Here is a 16,458-nt window from a genome sequence, read left to right on the forward strand (position 1 = left end):
AAACATATGAAAACAGATGTTAAAGTTCAAGCGATCGGTGAGAATGTTCCGGAGTTGTTGTGGCCGGGGACCGAGGAGAGAGTGAGTCGGGATGGCGCTGCGGTTCTACGGCAGTGGCGCGGCGGCGGTGTTCGCACCGCTCGAGCCGCTGAGCCGCTCGGAACTGGTGGCGCGCCGGCTGACCGACGCGATCGCGCTCGGCCTGATCCCGGACTCCGAGCAACTCCCCGGCGAGGCCGACCTCGCCGGCATCTTCGGCGTCTCCACTACGACGATCCGCGAAGCGCTGTCCTCGTTGCGATTGCGCGGCCTGATCCACACCCGGCGAGGTCGCGGCGGTGGCAGCTTCGTCCGCGCGCAGGGGGAGATGTCGACCGCGATCGTCCGCGACCGGCTGGAGGAGCTGAGCCTCGCGCAACTCCGCGATCTCGGCGACCACTACAGCGCCATCGCCGGTACGGCGGCCCGGCTCGCGGCCGAGCGGGCCACACCGGACGACGTACAACGGCTCACCGCGGTCTGCGACAGCCTCGAGCTCGCCAAGGGTCTCGGCGGTCGCCGCCGGGCCGACGCCCAGTTCCACATCGAGGTGGCCGCGACCGCGCAGTCCACCCGGCTCTACCGGGCCGAGGTGAGTCTGCAGGCGGAGGTAGGCACGTTGCTGTGGCTTGCGTTCGGAGATGACGAGAGCCACCGCGGGACTGTGCAGAGCTGCCGGGACATCGTCGCGGCGATCGACCGCACCGACGGCGATGCCGCCCGCGCTGCCGCCGAAGAACGCGTGGCTGACTCGACGGCACGCCTGATCGACCTCAGACTGGCTTTGGAGGTCCCATGAGCACGGATGCTGAGTTGACATCGTTTGCGGGCGCTGCCTTGACGTTGGACGCAGGTCTCGAAGCCGTTCTCGAACTGGTCGAGTCGGTGGTCGGGGAAGCGTTCGGTCTGGCGGAGCGAGTCGCGAATCAGGTCAGCGAGGTGTTCGCCGGGCAGGACGGTGTGCGCCGCGGCGACCTGACCGGTGTCGCCACCGTCGTCCACCCCGCGCTGACCGATCCGGACGGCCGGATCCAGGGCGCCGGGTTCGTCGCCGCCGTCGACGCGCTGGCCGACTCCCGCTGGTGGCTCGAGTGGTTCATGCTCAGCAACGGCTCGGCCGAGCGTCTCCTGGTCGACACCGATCCGCGCGGGGAGAACTTCTACGACTACGAGTCCCTGCCCTGGTACGACGTACCTCGCACGACCGGGCGGCGGCACATCACCGGGCCGTACGTCGACTATCTCTGCACCGACGACTACACACTGACTTTCACCGTGCCGGTCCTGGCCGGGGAACGGTTCGTCGGCGTGGCCGGTGCGGACGTCCGGGTGTTCACCTTCGAGAAGGCCGTGCTGCCGTGCCTGCGGGCGACCCGCCGTACCGTTGCCATCGTCAACGATCAGGGCCGGGTCGTGCTCAGCAACAGCGCCCGCCATGTCAGCGGGACACTGCTCCGGTCGCCGTCCCCGTCGTACCCGATCGACGATTTGCCCTTGTCGCTGGTCGACCTCAGCTAGGTAGGTACGTGTCCAGGTAGGGGTTGCGGAACTTGCCGGCGGGGTCGTACTTCGCGGCGAGCGCGATGAAGTCGGGCACCTTGGGGTAGCGCTCGCGGAGCGTCGCGGCGTCGGCGGCGAACACCTTGCCCCAGTGCGGCCGGACGTCCAGCGGGGCGAGCGCCGCCTCGAGAGTGGCGACGACCGGCCGGACCGCGGCTTCGTCCTGGATCCAGGTGAAGTGCAGGGCGACGGTGTCGCGGCCTTGGCTCGGGCTCAGCCAGAGGTCGTCGGCGGCGATCGTCCGCACCTCGGAGACCTGGATGACCGGCGCGAACTGGTTGCCGAGGGTCCGTAGTACGTCGAACGCCTCGGCCGCGCGCTCGCGGGGGACGAAGTACTCCGACTGCAACTCGTCACCGTTGCTCGGGGTGAACTCGAGCCGGAAGTGCGGCAGACGCTCGTTCCACGGGCCAGGCAGGCCGCCTTGCTGCGTGGCGTAGTCGGCCGGCATCGACTTGATCGGGTGACGGGGGCCGTCGGCAACCGTTGCGCCGAGCCAGGTGGGCTCGATCGGTTGGTGGCCGCGCTGCTTGCGCCACACCATCACGTCCGGGTCGACCCAGTCGGTGAACGCGCTGACGCTGTACGCGCTCCCCATCACGTCGGCGAAGTCCGTGCTGAGCCGCTCCACCGGCAGGCCGTCGTACACGACCTGGCTGACCTGGTACGACGGCTGCACGTCGAGCGTCAGGCTCACGGTCACGCCGAGCGCGCCGAGCGAGATCACCGAGCCGGCGAAGTCCGCGTCGTCGCGGGTGAGCGTGACGAGCTCGCCGCGCGCATCCACGAACGTGATCGCGTTCACGGCGTCCGCGAGCGGTCCGTTGGTGTCACCGGACCCGTGCGTTCCGGTCGAGCACGCTCCGGCCACCGAGATGTGCGGCAACGATCCGAGGTTGTGCAACGCGAGTCCTTGGGCCTGCAGAGCCGCCGTGACCTCGCCGTACCGCAAACCGGCCGACACGGTCACCCCGCGCTCGCCGACCTCGATCACCTGCGGCAGATCGGCCACGCTGACCAGCACACCCGCGCTGTCCGCGATCCGGTTGAACGAGTGCCCGGTGCCCAGCACGCGGACTTTCTCGCTGCCGGCCACGAGCTCCTGCACTTCCGCGACGGAGCGCGGCCTTTCGAGTGCGCTGGAGAAGCTGACGTTACCCGCCCAGTTCGTGACATTTGTCATGGAGTGCACCTTCCTCGCGCGCCGGTCCCGGCACGACTCTCGCACATCCTCGATGGTGGGAGGTTGACGGTCTTACCCATTGGAGAGGAACTAAGTTGCGCCCCACACTGTCCCGCCGCCGGGTTGTCATCGCCCTTGGTCTGGCGGGTGTCCTGGCCACCGGCACCGCGATCACCGTCGCGGTCAAGGGTCCGTCGCAGCCGGCCACAGCCGCCACCACTACCGCTACCGCGGCCACGCGTGCCATCAGTTGTGACACCAAGGCCGGTGGTTCGCACTTCTACGACGGGCCGTCGGCTTCCAATAAGTACGACAGCCGGTTCAGCAACAGCGCCGCGCTGCCGCGGCTGGGCTCGTACATCCCGCAGGGCATCGGTACCTGGTGGAACTGGTCGGGCTCGAAGAACCTGCTGCTGGTGACGATGTACCACACCGGCAGGAACTCGATCATCGTCGGCATCGACCCGGCCACCAACAAGGTCGTCGGCGACGTCGCGATCGCCGAGACGCACGGCGGCGGTATCACCACCGCCTACGGCTGGGCCTTCGTCCAGGGCAGCACCAACGGCATCCGCAAGTACAAGCTGTCCACGCTCGCCGCCGCGATGAAGAAGCCGGGTACGCCGTACGTCAAGGCGACCGGTTCCGAGCGCAAGGTCTACGCCGCGTCGTTCCTGACCAGCTACGGGGACTCCCTGTGGTCCGGCAAGTTCAACGACAAGGGCCGCGGCAAGATGTACGAGTACAAGATCAAGGCCGACGGCTCGCTGACCACGATCAACAAGGCGTGGGAGATCCCGACCAAGACCCAGGGCCTGCTGGTCACCAAGTCGCACTTCATCTTCAGCACGTCCTACGGCCGGGACAAGCTGAGCAACCTGTACGTCGTCCGCCGTGGACAGCCGGATCTGGACAAGGCGAAGCTGACCTGCTTCCGGGCGCCGAGCATGTCCGAGGGGATGACCGACTTCGGCGGCAAGGCGTACCTGGTGTTCGAGTCGGGCTCGTACAAGTACCGCTCGGACCCGAAGACCAAGAACGTCATCACCCGGCTGCACAAGGCATCGATCTCGTCACTGACCAGCCTGGTGTGAGCCGATCGGGCGCCATCAGATGGTTTGATGGCGCCCGATGCTCATCTCGTTCGGAATTGCCGGGTTCTGGTTCCTCGTCTTCGCCATCAGCTTCTGGCGGGATCGGCGGCTGTTCAAGAACGCCGTCTTCCTCGTTCTGACGCTGATGTTCGCCGGGCTCGGAGTGATCTTCGGGCTCGAGTCCGTCAACGAGACCGCGGCCCGGCTGCTGGTGGTCGCGATCCTGGTCGCGATCCCGGTGGCGATCGCCGTCCTCGCGGTGTTCCTGGTGGTCAACGGGGTCACCATGCTGCGCCGCGAGGGACGGCGGCCGCGCAACCTGCTGTCGCTGGCGGCCGGGCTCGGGATCATCGGGCTCGTCATCTTCGGCGTGGCAGTGCAGAAGATCGGCTGGGAGCCGCTCGCGGCGGTGCGGACGGCGCTGATCGGCGTACTGACCTACATCTCGTTCCTGTTCGTCTGCTTCCTCGCCTACGCCTTCGTCTACAGCCGGGTCCGCTCGTCCCGGAAGGTCGACTTCGTCATCGTGCTCGGCTCCGGGCTGCGCGGTTCGCGGGTCCCGCCGCTGCTCGCCAGCCGGCTGGACCGCGCCAAGCAGGTGTACGACCGGGCGATCCGCCGGGGCCGGTCACCGCTGATCATCACGTCCGGCGGTCAAGGCCCCGACGAGGACATCCCCGAGTCGCACGCGATGGCGTCGTACCTGATCGAGCGGGGCGTGCCGGAGAACCGGGTGCTGCGCGAGGACAAGTCGACGAGCACGTGGGAGAACCTGACCTTCAGCCGGGAGCTGACGGTCGCGCGGCAGCCGAAGTACCGCTGCCTCATCGTGACGAACAACTTCCACGCCTTCCGGGCCGCGCTCACCGCCCGGCGGGCCAAGGTCGACGGCCAGGTGGTCGGCTCCCCGACCGCGGCCTACTACTGGCCGACGGCAACGATCCGTGAGTTCGTCGCGATCCTGTTCACCCACAAATACCTGAACGGCGGCATCTGCCTGCTGATCACGGTGGGCGCCATCTTTCAGCACGTCTAGCGCAGCCTTCAGCACGTCTAGCGCAGCATGAGTACGGCGGCGGTGACGCCGGCCAGCACGATCAGGACGCGCAGCAACGTCGCGGGCAGCCGACGCCCGATGTGGGCACCGACGTATCCACCGACCACCGAGCCGACGGCCAGCAGACCGGCCGCGGTCAGGTCGAGATCCGCGATGAAGATGAAGATCACGCTCGCGACGAGGTTCGCGGCGAGCAGGGCCAGCGTCTTGAGCGCGTTGACGACCCGGAGCTCCAGATCGAGGCCGAGCCCGAGCACCGCCATCATCATCACGCCGGCACCCGCGCCGAAGTACCCGCCGTACACCCCGGTCAACCCGGCGAAGAAGGTCGTCGCCGGCGTCATCGTCATCCGCGTCCCGTGCGGCTGCTCGTGCCGCGAGCGCAGCCAGCGCGAGACCCACGGCTGCACGCCGACGATCAGGCAGGTGAAGAGGATGAGCCAGGGCGCCGCGGCCGCGAACACGCCCGGCGGTAGGGTCAGCAGCAGCGCCGCACCACCGATCGCGCCGATCGCACAGGTCAGCACGACCACGATTGTGGTCGGCCGGGACACCTCGCGAAGCTCGCGGCGGTAGCCGAACGAGCCGCTCAACGCACCCGGCAGCAGCCCGATCGTGTTCGACGCGTTGGCGACGACCGGCGGGATCCCGAGCGCGATCAACGCCGGAAAGCTGATCAGCGACGCGACGCCAACGGTCGAGGTGAGCAGGCCCGCGCCCAGCCCAGCGGCAACGACGGCCAGTTGCTCCGGCCCCGTCACGCGTCCCTCACTATGAGTGTCATCTGTGAGTGATTATCCCAGGCTGCGACCGACGCGAGCCAGCGGGGACAGGCTCAGGCACAGCGGGGACAGGAACAGACCCGCGGTGGCGGTGACGAGCGCCACACGGATGCCGAAGGCGCTCGCCACCGCGCCGCCGAGCAGGGCACCGACCGGCGTCAGCCCCAGGCCGAGGAAGTTGATCGTGGCAACGACGCGTCCCTGGATCGCGAGCGGCGTGATCGCCTGCCGGACGGACGTGACCGCGATGTCGACGCATTGACTGAAGAGCCCGTACAGGACGTTGATGGCGATCAACGCGGCGATGGTCGCCGAGCCCGCGCCGTCCAGCAGGGACGTGGAGAGCATCACGACGTCGGAGATGAGGGCGGCGAACACCAGTACTCGCCCGTAGCCGAACCGTCTGGGCAGCCGGCCGGACAGGAGCGACCCGATCAGCACGCCCGGCCCGAAGGCCGCCAGCACCAGGCCGACGACCGCACCCGGCAGGTCCAGCGTGCGCGTCAGGAAGAGCAGGTAGACGGTGGTCAGCGCAGTGAAGGAGAACTGGTAGACACACGTCGCCGTCGCGATCGCCCGCAGCGCCCCGTCCCGAACCACGATCCGCACCCCATCACTCAACTGCCGACGCAGACCCGCCGGCGAGCTCGGCGGCAAGTCCGTCGGCACGCCCTGCGGCGAGGCCGGTGAGTCGGTTGGTTCGGGCTCAGCAGGCAGGCCGAGGCGCTGGACGCGGCCGACCGACACCGCGGACACCAGGTAGAACGCCGCGCTCGCGAGGACGGCAACCGGGGCGGTCAGCAGCGAGACGAGCGCGCCGCCGAGCGCCGGGCCGCAGATCTGCGCGGCCGACCGGGTGGTCTCCAGCATGCTGTTGCCCTGGGCAAGCTGATCGCGAGCGACCAGCCGCGGCAGGCAGGCCATGTAGGCAACGTCGAAGCAGACCGTGAAGACACCGACCAGGAACCCCACGACGTACAGGAACGGCAGGCCGAGCACCCAGCCGAGCGGGATCGTCGCAAGCACGAGCGCCCGGCCGAGATCGGCGTACACCATCATGGTGCGGGTCCGCCAACGATCGACCAGCACTCCGACGAACAGCGAGAAGATCAGGATCGGGAGCTGCTGCAGGGCTCGGAGTACGCCGAGTTGCGCGGCGCCCGCCCCGAGCGCGGTCACCGCGACCAGTGGCAGCGTAACCTGGTTGGCGAACGACGCCAGTTGCGATGCGCTCTGGCCGAGCCAGAGCCGGAGGAAGTCACGATCGGCCCACAAACTGGGCACGCGAGAAGACAGCGGCACGAAGAGGTCCTTCGAGTGAGCCCGGGCGGTAACGCACCAGGGCAGGGGGAAACCGTGCCGCTTACACCGAAAGCAGCACGCGATGACGATTCAGGTCAGCGCGTGCTCGTTCTACCGGGCATGTCCCAACTCCCTCGAAGTCGCTCCGCAGCCTACCGGTCAGCGGACCTCGACGGCAGCGGTTTTTCCCTTGCGGACGTTGCGGCCGTCGGTGACCTCGACGTGGTAGGCGAGGGTCTGGCGGCTAGTCAGGCCGCTGTCGGTGAAGGTCGTGACGGTCGGGTTCGTCCAGGGGTAGGAATAGCGTGACCAGGTCCCGATCCTGGTCTTGCCGCGGTACAGCGTATAGATCAGCACGGTGTTGTCGGTGTCGACCACCGTGGCGAAGCTGACCGTCACCTTGTTCGCCCGGCTGCTGGACACCGTCGGCGCACCTGGCACGGCCGGCAGCGCACCACCTGGTGCGTTGGTGAAGCGCGTGAGTCCCTGCTGGGGTACGCCGTCCACCTCGGTGAAGTCGCCGCCCGCCCACAGGTCGTTGCCGCCGGACACGAACGCCAGCGGACCGACCAGAGTCTCGCCACCCGCGTCGGTGTTCGGGAACCACGGGCCGAGCTTGCCGTCGACCGTGCTCTCCACCAGCAGGTGGTGCATTCCGGTCTTGTCGCCGAAGCCGCCGTCCGCGCTGCAGTCGTGGGCGTGCGAACCCTTGTAGAGCCAGTTGCCGATCGCCTTGATCGCCTCGGTCGCGCCCAGGCAGTGGTTCTGCCACAGCAGCTTGCCGGTGGTCGCGTCGGCGGCGAGCACACCGTCGTAGCAGCCGATGCCGGCGCCGGCGTTGGCCACGAACACCTTGTTGCCCTGCACCTCGATGTCCTTGACCCGGCTGTCGCAGTCGGGCGTCTCCTCCGGGATCGCCGCGGCGGCCGGCATCGAGAACGCGTCACCGGTGGTGGTGTTCACCATCGCGAGGGCATGGTGCTCCTGACCCTTCAGCGTCGTGAAACCGCCGCCGACGAAGACGCGGGTCCCGTTCTGGTTCAGCTCGATCGCGTGCACGTCGTCGTCCGCGTCCGGGTTCCACGGCAGTACGGCGCCAGTACTCAAGCTGACCGCGGCGAGCCGGTTGCGGGTGAGCTTGCCGACCCGGCCGAACGACCCACCCAGGTAGACGGTGTTGCCGGAGATCCGCAGCGCGGCGACCCGGAAGTTGACTGCCGGCGCCCAGCTCTCCACAAGGTTGCCGGTGGCAACACTCAGCAGCGCGACGTGCTGGCGGGACTCGCCGTTCACGACGGTGAAGTCACCGCCGATCGCGACCCACTTGCCGTCCGGGGAGGTCGCGATGCTCCAGACCGGTCCGTTGACCTTCGGTGCGAACCGCGTCGGCACGCCAGTCGTGCGGTTGAACGCAGCGAAGTACTTCCGGGCCGCGTCACCCTGACCCGCCGCGTTGCCCGGCGGCCGGACCCGCGTGAACAGCCCACCGGCGAAGACGGTGTTGCCGGTGACCGCGAGCGCGTTCACACTCGCGTTGGTCTGCCAGGTCGCCTGCTTGACCGCGGACAACGCCGACGCGAACCCCGTCGAAGTCCGGCTCGCCTGGCCACCTGTCGCGGCCACCACCGGCCGGCCGGACGGAACCAGTGCCGCGGCCACCACGGTCGCAACGGTGACCACTGCCAGAACTGCCTTCTTCATGAGCGCCCCCAAGGGCCGCTCCGGCGAAAGATGCCAGCCCTGACTCGTACGTGTAACGGTATGCCACCACACGATAACTGTCCGCTCAGTTCACCTCAGCAGCGGGATCGCTCTTGCATTACTTTAGTTAGTTGGCTAAGTTTTCTTCTTAGCCGACTAACTATTACACAAGGAGCGGTTCATGGAGCTGGGGCTGAGGGATGCTGCGGTGCTGGTGACCGGCGGGTCGTCCGGGATCGGGCGGGCCACCGCGGTCGCGTACGGGCGCGAAGGGGCCCGGGTCGCGATCACCTACAACTCCCGCAAGGACGCGGCCGAGACGGTCGCGGCGGAGATCGAGGCAGCGGGAGGTACGGCGTACGTCGTACCGATGGATCTGAACGAACCCGAGACGATCGCGGCCGCGGTCACGTCGACGGTCGACCGGTGGGGCGGACTCGACGCGGTGGTCGCGAACGCGGTCAACTGGGGCAACGCCGGGTTCAACGACCGGCCGCAGAACATCGAGGACGCCAAGCCGGAGTGGTGGCTCCCGATCCTGCGGGCTAACCTCGAGGGCAACTTCCACCTGGTGCAGCAGGTGGCGCCGGCGCTGCGGCGCTCGGAGCACGGACGCCTCGTCCTGCTGTCGACGGATGTGGCCGTGCGGCCGCTGCCGGGATCCTGGCCGTACGGCGCGGCGAAGGCCGGACTGCACGGATTCGTCACCGCGCTCACGCACGACCTCGGCAGGGACGGCGTCCTGGTCAACATCGTGATGCCTGGAATCACGTTGGAGAACGGCGAGCACCGGGTCATCCCCAAGCCGGCGCTCGACCAGATCACGGCCGGTTTCAGCGCCCGCAAACTGCCGGACACCACCGACGTGGCTGACGCGATTCTCTACCTCACCTCGCCGCGGACCACCGCGGTCCAGGGCGAGGTCCTGCGCGTGACCGGAGGCCAGTTGCTGGCCGGGTGACCCACCCGGCGGTGCGCAATCGCGGTCTGACGGCGGCAACGCTTGTACCGTGGGCCTAGGACACCTGGCGAAGGAGCGTCGCGATGGCCCGGGCACTGATCGTTGTTGATGTGCAGAACGACTTCTGCGAGGGCGGAAGCCTGGCCGTCGGCGGTGGAGCCGATGTCGCGTTCCGGATCGGCGAACTGCTGCACAAGTGGCACGACGCCGAGCCGACGGACCGCCAGTACGCGTACGTCGTGGCCACCCGGGACCACCACATCGACCCGGGTGACCACTTCTCCGACCACCCCGACTACGAGAACTCCTGGCCGCGGCACTGCGTCGCCGGCACCGACGGCGTCAGCTTCCACCCGAACCTGGACCCGCAGCCGTTCGACGCGATCTTCGACAAGGGCGAGTACGCGGCCGCCTACTCGGGCTTCGAGGGCAAGTCCCACGAGGGCGGCCGCGACCTCGCCGACTGGCTGCGGGACAAGGGCGTCACCGACGTCGACGTGTGCGGGATCGCGACCGACTATTGCGTCCGCGCGACCGCCCTCGACGCCCGTCAGGCAGGCTTCGGTACGACGGTGCTCACCAAGCTGACCGCGGGCGTCGCGCCGGGCAGCACCGAGCAGGCGCTGCACGACCTCCGCGCGGCCGGCGTCACCCTCACCTGACCGGGGCTCCTGGACCGAGCGGGATCCCGAGCGCCCACCACGCGAGGAACAGCAGCGTCCACGCGACCGTCATCGCGATCGCCAGCGGCACCGTGTACGACGCCAGCGTGCCGACGCCGGCGTCCTTGCGATAGCGCTGCAGGAACCCGAGTGCCATCACGAAGTACGGGCTCATCGGCGTGATCGCGGTCGAGCCCGAGTCGGCGATCCGGAACAACGCCTGTGTCGTCTCGGCGGGCACGCTCAGCAGCAGCATCATCGGCACCAGGATCGGCGCGGTCAGCGACCACATCGCCGAGCCGCTGGTCACCAGCACGTTGATCAGCGTCAGCAGCACCAGGATGCCGAGGAAGATCACCACCTTCGGTGCCCCGAGATCCCCGAGTACCCGAGCCGACTCCGCCGACAGCAGATCCCCGAGGTTGCTCCAGTCGAAGTAGGCGAGGAACTGCGCGATCGCGAAGAACAGCACCAGCACCGGCGCCATCTGCTTGATGCCCTCGGCCATCAGCTTGGGTACGTCGGCCGCCCGTTCGATCACCTTCACGGTCACGCCGTACGTGATGCCGACCAGCCCGAACAGCACCGCTACGATCATCGCGATCCCGTCCAGGAACGGCGAGTCGACGATGCTGCCGTTCGCACCTCTGAGCGGCGAGTCGTGCGGCACGAGGACGGCGACGATCGCGGCGGCCGCGACCAGGAAGACGATCCCGGCCCGGCGCAGACCGTTGCGCTCGGCAACCGAGACCTTCAGCTGGTCCGGATCGTCACCGGGCGCGTCCGGGTCGGCTTCGAGGTCGGTCCGCTTGTTCAGCACCAGCCGCGTGACCAGCGTGATCACGAGCGCCAGCAGGATCGAGGACGCGATGTTGAAGAACCAGTTCGACAGCGGCGAGATGTAGGCGTCCGGATCCACGGTCTTCGCGGCCGCCGTGGTGATGCCCGCGAAGATCGCGTCGTTCGGGGTCGGGATCGGGCTGGCGTCGTACCCGGAGGCGATCGCGGTGTACGCGACCACGATGCCGAGGATCGGCGACCGGCCGACCGCGCGGAAGGCGAGCCCGCCGAGCGGGACCAGGATGATGTACGCCGCTGCCGACGCAACGTGGGCCATGGTCCCGGCGAACGCGACCGCGAACACCACCATCGACTGCGGCACCCGGGACACGCTGACCCGCATCAGCGCCTGCAGGAACCCGGTCCGCTCGGCCAGCGCGACACCCATGATCACGACCACGATCGTCGCCATCGGCGGGAACTCGGCGAAGTTCGAGATCGCCGTCGACACCGCCATCTGCAGGCCGTCGCCGGACAACAGGTTCTGCACCGCGACGGTCTTGCCGTCCTTCGGCGAGACCACCGAGACGTCGAACCCGGCCAGGATCGCGCTGACCACGGCGAGGATGGCGGACAGGATCCAGAACAACCAGAACGGATGCGGCAGCGCGTTGCCGGCCCGCTCGATCACGGCCATCGCCCGGACCAGGCGCGGTAGCTCCCTCGTGTCGGTCGCCGTACTCATGACAGCTTGTGTGCTGTGAAGAAGGCGCCGATCAGCTCATGCGCCTCGAACGTCTGGGTGACGTACCCCGGCCCGGAGCTCGCGTCCGATCCCGGCCAGGTGTGTCCGCCGTCGGTGACCGCGACGTGGACGACGTCGGCCTTGCAGCCCTTGTAGGTGAACTCGAGTACGTCGTCGCCCAGCTGGGTTGTCTTCGGATCAGGGTTGCAGTGGTCGCGAACGGACCAGTCGCGGACCCAGGTCTCGACGCTCGGCAGGTCCCGCTGGCCGTCACCGCCGTACGGGATGGTGGTGTCGCCGGTGCCGTGGATGTCGAGCACCGGCACCGGGCGGCTCGGCGTACAACGCTTGCCCTGCTGGTAGAACGCGCCGGAGACCGGGGCGATCGCGGCGATCCGGTCGGCCAGCTCGCACGCGAGGATGCCGGTGAAGCCGGCGCCGTTCGACTTGCCGGTCGCGTAGACCGCGTCGGTGTCGACGCAGAGCATGCCCTCCAGGTGGTCCAGCAGATCGGCGGTGAACTTCACGTCGTCGACCCCCTTGGCCGAGTACGGCGCGCCCTGCCAGGCCTGCTTGTCCTCGTCGCCGATCACACCGTTGGGATAGGCAACGATCGCGTCGAGCTTCGACAGGTCGGAGAACGCCTCGGTCTGGGCGCCGGTCTTGCCACGACCGTGGAAGGTGAGGATCAGCGGGTAAGTCTTGGCCGGGTTGTACTTCTCCGGCACATGCAGGCGGTAGGTGCGAGTCAGGCCGCCGCTGACGACTTCGTAGTCACCGGTGGAGACTGCTTGCCGACCGCAACCGGTACTCCGGGACGCGGTCGCTGCGGTTGCCTGCGGCAACATGGTGGCGGCGGTCACCAGGCCGGCCGCGACCAGCAGCGCCGCGACCACGCGGGCGGGTGACTTCGGGCGTGCGAGGTTCATCGGGGTGCCTCCTAGGGCAAACTGCCTGCGAGCGGGCAGGCTCACGCCTGGACCTCCCTGAGCGGGGTCCAGTCAGTCGGTGCGCTGGATCAGGCCGAAAGCAACTCGTCGGCGAAGGCGGCTATCCGGTCGGCGGCGGTCTCGACCAGGAGACGGCCGTCCTCGGCAGTGGCACGGCGGGGATCACCCAGCACGCCACGCTTGTGATACGCGTCGAACCCGACGGACAGGCGCGGACCACGCGCCTGCCGGGACAGTCGGGCCGGTGTGGTCAGTTCGTCGAGCGTGGTCGCCCCCGGCTCCAGGCGATCGGCCTGGACGAGCTCGGGAGCCAGGTACAGCATCTGTGCGGTCTCCGCCTCACCGGCGTGACCGTGCACCGCGCTGACATCGGTGATCAGGTCCGAGACGACGGACGTGATCGGGGTCCACGTGAAGGTGAGGTCGCTGCGGACATACTCCTGCGCGAGTACGGACAGGGCGGCGTTGTTCCCTCCGTGCCCGGTGATGACGAGGAACTGACGCCAGCCGTGCGTGTGCAGGCTGGCGATCACGTCGCGGACGATGCTCATGAATGTTGCCGGAGACAACGACATGGTCCCGGCGAAAGCCAGGTGGTGTGGCGAGACGCCGTACGGCACGACCGGCGCGACGACCGCCCGGCCGGCCAGCCGCTCCGCAACTCGGTCGGCCACCCCGACCGCGCGGACGGTGTCGGTGGACATCGCCATCCCGCCGCCGTGCTGCTCCTGCGCACCCACGGGGATGATCGCGAGCGGCGCGGTCCGCACGGCCTCGAGCGCCTCGTCCGTCGTCATCTCCGCCAGTTTCCGGATACTTCTGGCCACCTGGTGACGGTTTCTTTCCGGAGATCTCGTCATGACCACTCCGGGGCGGATTCGGCCGCGCGGCGGATGTTGTCGAGGTGCTCGCGGGTCAGACGCTCGGCGCGCTCCGAGTCGCGCGCTTTCACCGCCTCCAGGATCGCCTGGTGTTCCTCATGATCGCGTTGGCGGTTGTCGTAGAGGGCCCGGATCTGCTGCTGCTCACGGACGCGGACCTTCAGCAAGGACGCCAGTACCTCTTGCAGCAACGGATTGCCGGACGCGGCGGCGAGCTCGACGTGGAAGTTCAGTGCGAACGTCGGTCCGCCCGGCGGGATCAGCGCGTTGGTGACGGCAGTCTCGAGCCGCTCCAGGTTTTCGGCTTGCCGCGCGACCGCGGACTGCGCGGCGATGGCCGGCTCGAGCACCAGACGCGCGCTGATCAGCTGCAGCACCGACTCCTTGGTGATCGGCGGCCGATGCGGGTTCGCGAGTACGACGTTGTTGATCGTCGGGCCGACATACGTCCCCGACCCGTGCCGGAACTCCACCGCCCCGGTGGCTTCCAGCTTCCGGAGCGCCTCCCGCACAGTCGGCGTGGTGATCGCGAACCGCTTGGCCAACTCCCGCGCCGACGGGATCGCATCCCCCGGACCCAACCCGCCGTCCCGAATGATCCCGAGAATCGACTCGGTCAACCGATCGGACAGGCTGGGCGGCACCTCAGCAGCTGAGTAACTCACAAACTGACTAAATCACTTAGCCACTGCCGAGGTCAACACCTCACGTGGACACCACTTCGCGTCGGCCGAACTCGCTATGGACTGGGGAGGGTTTCTTCCCGATCCGGGGGTAATACCCTCCCCAGTCCACGGTTTGCGGGCGGGCGCCGGGCTGCTTATCGCGCACGACAGCGGGCAGCGGACCACCGCCGGTGGAGTCAGCTCGTGATGGTGATGGGGGTGCCGTTGGAGGTGAGGGACCAGTCGGTGGTGTGGAAGGTGGTGGGGTCGACGGTGCCGGTGGCGGTGACGTAGTCGATCATCAGCTGGCGGATCTCGACCTGGCGGTTGTAGACGACCGGCGCGGTCTTCACGTGCGGGAAGTTGCCGCCGCCGGACTGGCGGTAGTTGTTGACCGCGACCACGAACTCCTGGTCGGCGGCCACCGGGGTGCCGTCGTACGCGAGGTCCGTGATCCGCGCGCCGACCGCCTTGGCGATGTCGATTGTGTAGGTGAGCGGCTTGGTCAGGCCGCCCATGACGTCGTAGTTGTAGTCCGGCGTCCCGAGCGGCGCGGTCGCGGTCGGGGCGTTGGTGACCTGGTCGGACGGGAACGGCCCGGTCCCGGTCACCTGCTTGTAGTACTGCGCGGAGAACTCGAGGTAGTCCTTGATCTGCGCGCCCGTCATCGTCACCCCGAGCAGGGTGTTGTCGAAGATGTAGAGCCCGGCGACGTCGCGGATCGAGACGTCCCCGGCCGGGATCGCGGCGCCGCGGTTGAACGGTGCCGCGATCGCCAGCACCGGCAGCGCGGCTTGCGGCGTACCGACGAGGGCCTTGGACACCGCGTCGGCCTGGATGAAGTTGACGAAGTCCAGCGCGGCGGTGTCCTCCCACGGCGCCGTCGCCGCGGACATCGCCTCGGTGCAGGTGCCGATCTTCGAGTTGACGTACTCGACGACCTTGTAGTGGTCCTTCTGCAGCACCGCGACGACCTTCGGGTCGGCGTCGACCGTGTTCGCGTTCAGCACCTGGCCGTGCCGGCCGACGACCTTCCAGCGGCCGCGGACCTTCTGCAGGTCCAGGTCGATCAGCGACAGCCGCATGCCCCACTTCAGCGGCTCGCTCAGCACGACCTGCTCACCGGTCGTCTTGTTCGTCACCAGCCGCTCGGGGATCTCCAGGTGCGCGTGCCCGACGAGTACGGCGTCGATGCCGGGCACCGTCTCGGCCATCAGGGCCGACGCGTTCTCGGGCACCGGCAGGGCATCGCCGTACGACGAGGACAGGTCCATCCCGGAGTGCGCGGACACGATCACCACGTCGGCGCCGGCCTTACGGACCCGCGGCACCCAGATCTTGGCGAGCTCGACGATGCCCCCGAACTTGATCTTGTTCTCGACGTTCGCCTTGTCCCAGATCGCGATGCCCGGGTTGGTCAGGCCGAGGATGCCGACGGTGATCGGCTTCTCGCCCGGTACGTGCACCCGCTTCAGCACGTACGGCGGGAACACCGGAAGGCCCGTGGTCCAGTCCTGGGCGTTGGCCCCGAGCAGCGGGAACCGCAGTTGCCGCTGGAACTTGCGCAGGATGTCGAGGCCGTAGTTGAACTCGTGGTTGCCCAGCGCGGCGGCGTCGTACCCGATCTCGTTCATCGCGGCGGCCATCGGGTGGGTGTGACCGCCGGTGATGGGCTCGATCTTGGCGAAGTAGTACGCGAGCGGGGTGCCCTGGATGGTGTCGCCGGCGTCCAGCAGCAGCGGGCGCGGGGCACGCCGGTCGGCGCCGATCCGGTCCCGGATCGCGGTGACCAGCGTGGAGATCTTGGCCAGGCCGATGTCGTTGTGCGCGGAGTCGTCGTACTCGGTGTTCTTGAAGTAGTCCCAGTTGAAGACGTTGCCGTGCAGGTCGGTGGTGCCCATCACGGTCAGCCGCACGGTCTCGTCACCGTGCCCCTGGCCGGCGTAGGCCGGGACTGCCTCGAAGCCGGCCGCGGCCAGCGCCGCGGCGCCGCCGATCACTGTCCGTCGCGTCATCGTCGTCCGCTCACCGCTGTTCGTCATGCGTCCGCCTCACCGGTCGTCTTCGCCGGGGTCTCCGGCGTCAGGCACACGATA

15 protein-coding genes are annotated in these 16,458 nt (G+C 68.4%); 6 read left to right on the forward strand and 9 right to left on the reverse strand.

Annotated features, from left to right (window positions below; genetic code table 11):
• Nucleotides 1-91 precede the first annotated feature (91 nt).
• Nucleotides 92-838 (forward strand): FadR/GntR family transcriptional regulator, encoded by a 747-nt coding sequence (locus ACZ3HV_RS19420; protein WP_465686141.1) that lies wholly within the window; start codon nt 92-94, stop codon nt 836-838.
• Entirely contained in the window at nt 835-1,557 is a 723-nt protein-coding gene (locus tag ACZ3HV_RS19425; RefSeq protein ID WP_465686143.1) for a cache domain-containing protein, read from the forward strand. Before ACZ3HV_RS19420 ends, ACZ3HV_RS19425 begins: the two co-directional genes overlap by 4 nt.
• Here the strand turns inward: ACZ3HV_RS19425 and ACZ3HV_RS19430 are convergent.
• Nucleotides 1,550-2,782, reverse strand: a complete 1,233-nt coding sequence (locus tag ACZ3HV_RS19430) for a D-arabinono-1,4-lactone oxidase (RefSeq protein ID WP_465686145.1) — start codon at nt 2,780-2,782, stop codon at nt 1,550-1,552. The genes ACZ3HV_RS19425 and ACZ3HV_RS19430 overlap by 8 nt on opposite strands.
• Nucleotides 2,783-2,877: 95 nt before the next feature.
• Between ACZ3HV_RS19430 and ACZ3HV_RS19435 the strand changes: the two genes are divergently transcribed.
• Complete coding sequence (locus tag ACZ3HV_RS19435; RefSeq protein ID WP_465686147.1) at nt 2,878-3,876, forward strand: hypothetical protein; 999 nt, start codon at nt 2,878-2,880, stop codon at nt 3,874-3,876.
• A 37-nt stretch (nt 3,877-3,913) separates the two neighbouring features.
• Nucleotides 3,914-4,912, forward strand: coding sequence for a YdcF family protein (locus ACZ3HV_RS19440; protein ID WP_465686149.1), 999 nt, complete (start codon nt 3,914-3,916; stop codon nt 4,910-4,912).
• Between the two features lie 17 nt (nt 4,913-4,929).
• On the opposite strand, the gene ACZ3HV_RS19445 is transcribed toward ACZ3HV_RS19440, so the two are convergent.
• From ACZ3HV_RS19445 to ACZ3HV_RS19455, 3 genes are all read right to left on the reverse strand, one after another.
• The gene (locus ACZ3HV_RS19445; protein ID WP_465686151.1) at nt 4,930-5,694 is read right to left on the reverse strand and encodes a sulfite exporter TauE/SafE family protein; all 765 of its coding nucleotides are present in this window, start codon (nt 5,692-5,694) and stop codon (nt 4,930-4,932) included.
• Between the two features lie 33 nt (nt 5,695-5,727).
• Nucleotides 5,728-6,999, reverse strand: a complete 1,272-nt coding sequence (locus ACZ3HV_RS19450; RefSeq protein ID WP_465686153.1) for an MFS transporter — start codon at nt 6,997-6,999, stop codon at nt 5,728-5,730.
• A 177-nt stretch (nt 7,000-7,176) separates the two neighbouring features.
• Nucleotides 7,177-8,718 (reverse strand): fibronectin type III domain-containing protein, encoded by a 1,542-nt coding sequence (locus ACZ3HV_RS19455; RefSeq protein ID WP_465686155.1) that lies wholly within the window; start codon nt 8,716-8,718, stop codon nt 7,177-7,179.
• Nucleotides 8,719-8,899: 181 nt separating this feature from the next.
• On the opposite strand from ACZ3HV_RS19455, the gene ACZ3HV_RS19460 reads away from it, so the two are divergent.
• Nucleotides 8,900-9,679, forward strand: a complete 780-nt coding sequence (locus ACZ3HV_RS19460) for an SDR family NAD(P)-dependent oxidoreductase (protein ID WP_465686157.1) — start codon at nt 8,900-8,902, stop codon at nt 9,677-9,679.
• 83 nt (nt 9,680-9,762) lie between these two features.
• The gene (locus ACZ3HV_RS19465) at nt 9,763-10,341 is read left to right on the forward strand and encodes a nicotinamidase (protein ID WP_360358897.1); all 579 of its coding nucleotides are present in this window, start codon (nt 9,763-9,765) and stop codon (nt 10,339-10,341) included.
• On the opposite strand, the gene ACZ3HV_RS19470 is transcribed toward ACZ3HV_RS19465, so the two are convergent.
• From ACZ3HV_RS19470 to ACZ3HV_RS19490, 5 genes are all read right to left on the reverse strand, one after another.
• Entirely contained in the window at nt 10,334-11,866 is a 1,533-nt protein-coding gene (locus ACZ3HV_RS19470) for an AbgT family transporter (protein ID WP_465686159.1), read from the reverse strand. The genes ACZ3HV_RS19465 and ACZ3HV_RS19470 overlap by 8 nt on opposite strands.
• Nucleotides 11,863-12,795: a CE1 family esterase gene (locus tag ACZ3HV_RS19475; RefSeq protein WP_465686161.1), complete on the reverse strand. Its 933-nt coding sequence runs from the start codon at nt 12,793-12,795 to the stop codon at nt 11,863-11,865. Before ACZ3HV_RS19475 ends, ACZ3HV_RS19470 begins: the two co-directional genes overlap by 4 nt.
• A gap of 89 nt (nt 12,796-12,884) precedes the next feature.
• The gene (locus ACZ3HV_RS19480; protein ID WP_465686163.1) at nt 12,885-13,613 is read right to left on the reverse strand and encodes a creatininase family protein; all 729 of its coding nucleotides are present in this window, start codon (nt 13,611-13,613) and stop codon (nt 12,885-12,887) included.
• A gap of 59 nt (nt 13,614-13,672) precedes the next feature.
• On the reverse strand, nt 13,673-14,362 hold the full coding sequence (locus tag ACZ3HV_RS19485) for a FadR/GntR family transcriptional regulator (RefSeq protein WP_465686165.1): 690 nt from the start codon (nt 14,360-14,362) through the stop codon (nt 13,673-13,675).
• A 197-nt stretch (nt 14,363-14,559) separates the two neighbouring features.
• Nucleotides 14,560-16,404, reverse strand: a complete 1,845-nt coding sequence (locus ACZ3HV_RS19490; protein WP_465686167.1) for a bifunctional metallophosphatase/5'-nucleotidase — start codon at nt 16,402-16,404, stop codon at nt 14,560-14,562.
• Nucleotides 16,405-16,458: the final 54 nt, after the last annotated feature.

The sequence above is a fragment of the Kribbella sp. NPDC020701 genome, from assembly GCF_055562215.1.

Bases quoted from the DNA above. Each gene is read 5' to 3' on its own strand.
- ACZ3HV_RS19420 (WP_465686141.1), top strand. From the start codon at position 92: ATGGCGCTGCGGTTCTACGGCAGTGGCGCGGCGGCGGTGTTCGCACCG.
- ACZ3HV_RS19425 (WP_465686143.1), top strand. From the start codon at position 835: ATGAGCACGGATGCTGAGTTGACATCGTTTGCGGGCGCTGCCTTGACG.
- ACZ3HV_RS19430 (WP_465686145.1), bottom strand. From the start codon at position 2,782: ATGACAAATGTCACGAACTGGGCGGGTAACGTCAGCTTCTCCAGCGCA.
- ACZ3HV_RS19440 (WP_465686149.1), top strand. From the start codon at position 3,914: ATGCTCATCTCGTTCGGAATTGCCGGGTTCTGGTTCCTCGTCTTCGCC.
- ACZ3HV_RS19455 (WP_465686155.1), bottom strand. From the start codon at position 8,718: ATGAAGAAGGCAGTTCTGGCAGTGGTCACCGTTGCGACCGTGGTGGCC.
- ACZ3HV_RS19460 (WP_465686157.1), top strand. From the start codon at position 8,900: ATGGAGCTGGGGCTGAGGGATGCTGCGGTGCTGGTGACCGGCGGGTCG.
- ACZ3HV_RS19465 (WP_360358897.1), top strand. From the start codon at position 9,763: ATGGCCCGGGCACTGATCGTTGTTGATGTGCAGAACGACTTCTGCGAG.
- ACZ3HV_RS19470 (WP_465686159.1), bottom strand. From the start codon at position 11,866: ATGAGTACGGCGACCGACACGAGGGAGCTACCGCGCCTGGTCCGGGCG.
- ACZ3HV_RS19475 (WP_465686161.1), bottom strand. From the start codon at position 12,795: ATGAACCTCGCACGCCCGAAGTCACCCGCCCGCGTGGTCGCGGCGCTG.
- ACZ3HV_RS19480 (WP_465686163.1), bottom strand. From the start codon at position 13,613: ATGACGACGGACGAGGCGCTCGAGGCCGTGCGGACCGCGCCGCTCGCG.
- ACZ3HV_RS19490 (WP_465686167.1), bottom strand. From the start codon at position 16,404: ATGACGAACAGCGGTGAGCGGACGACGATGACGCGACGGACAGTGATC.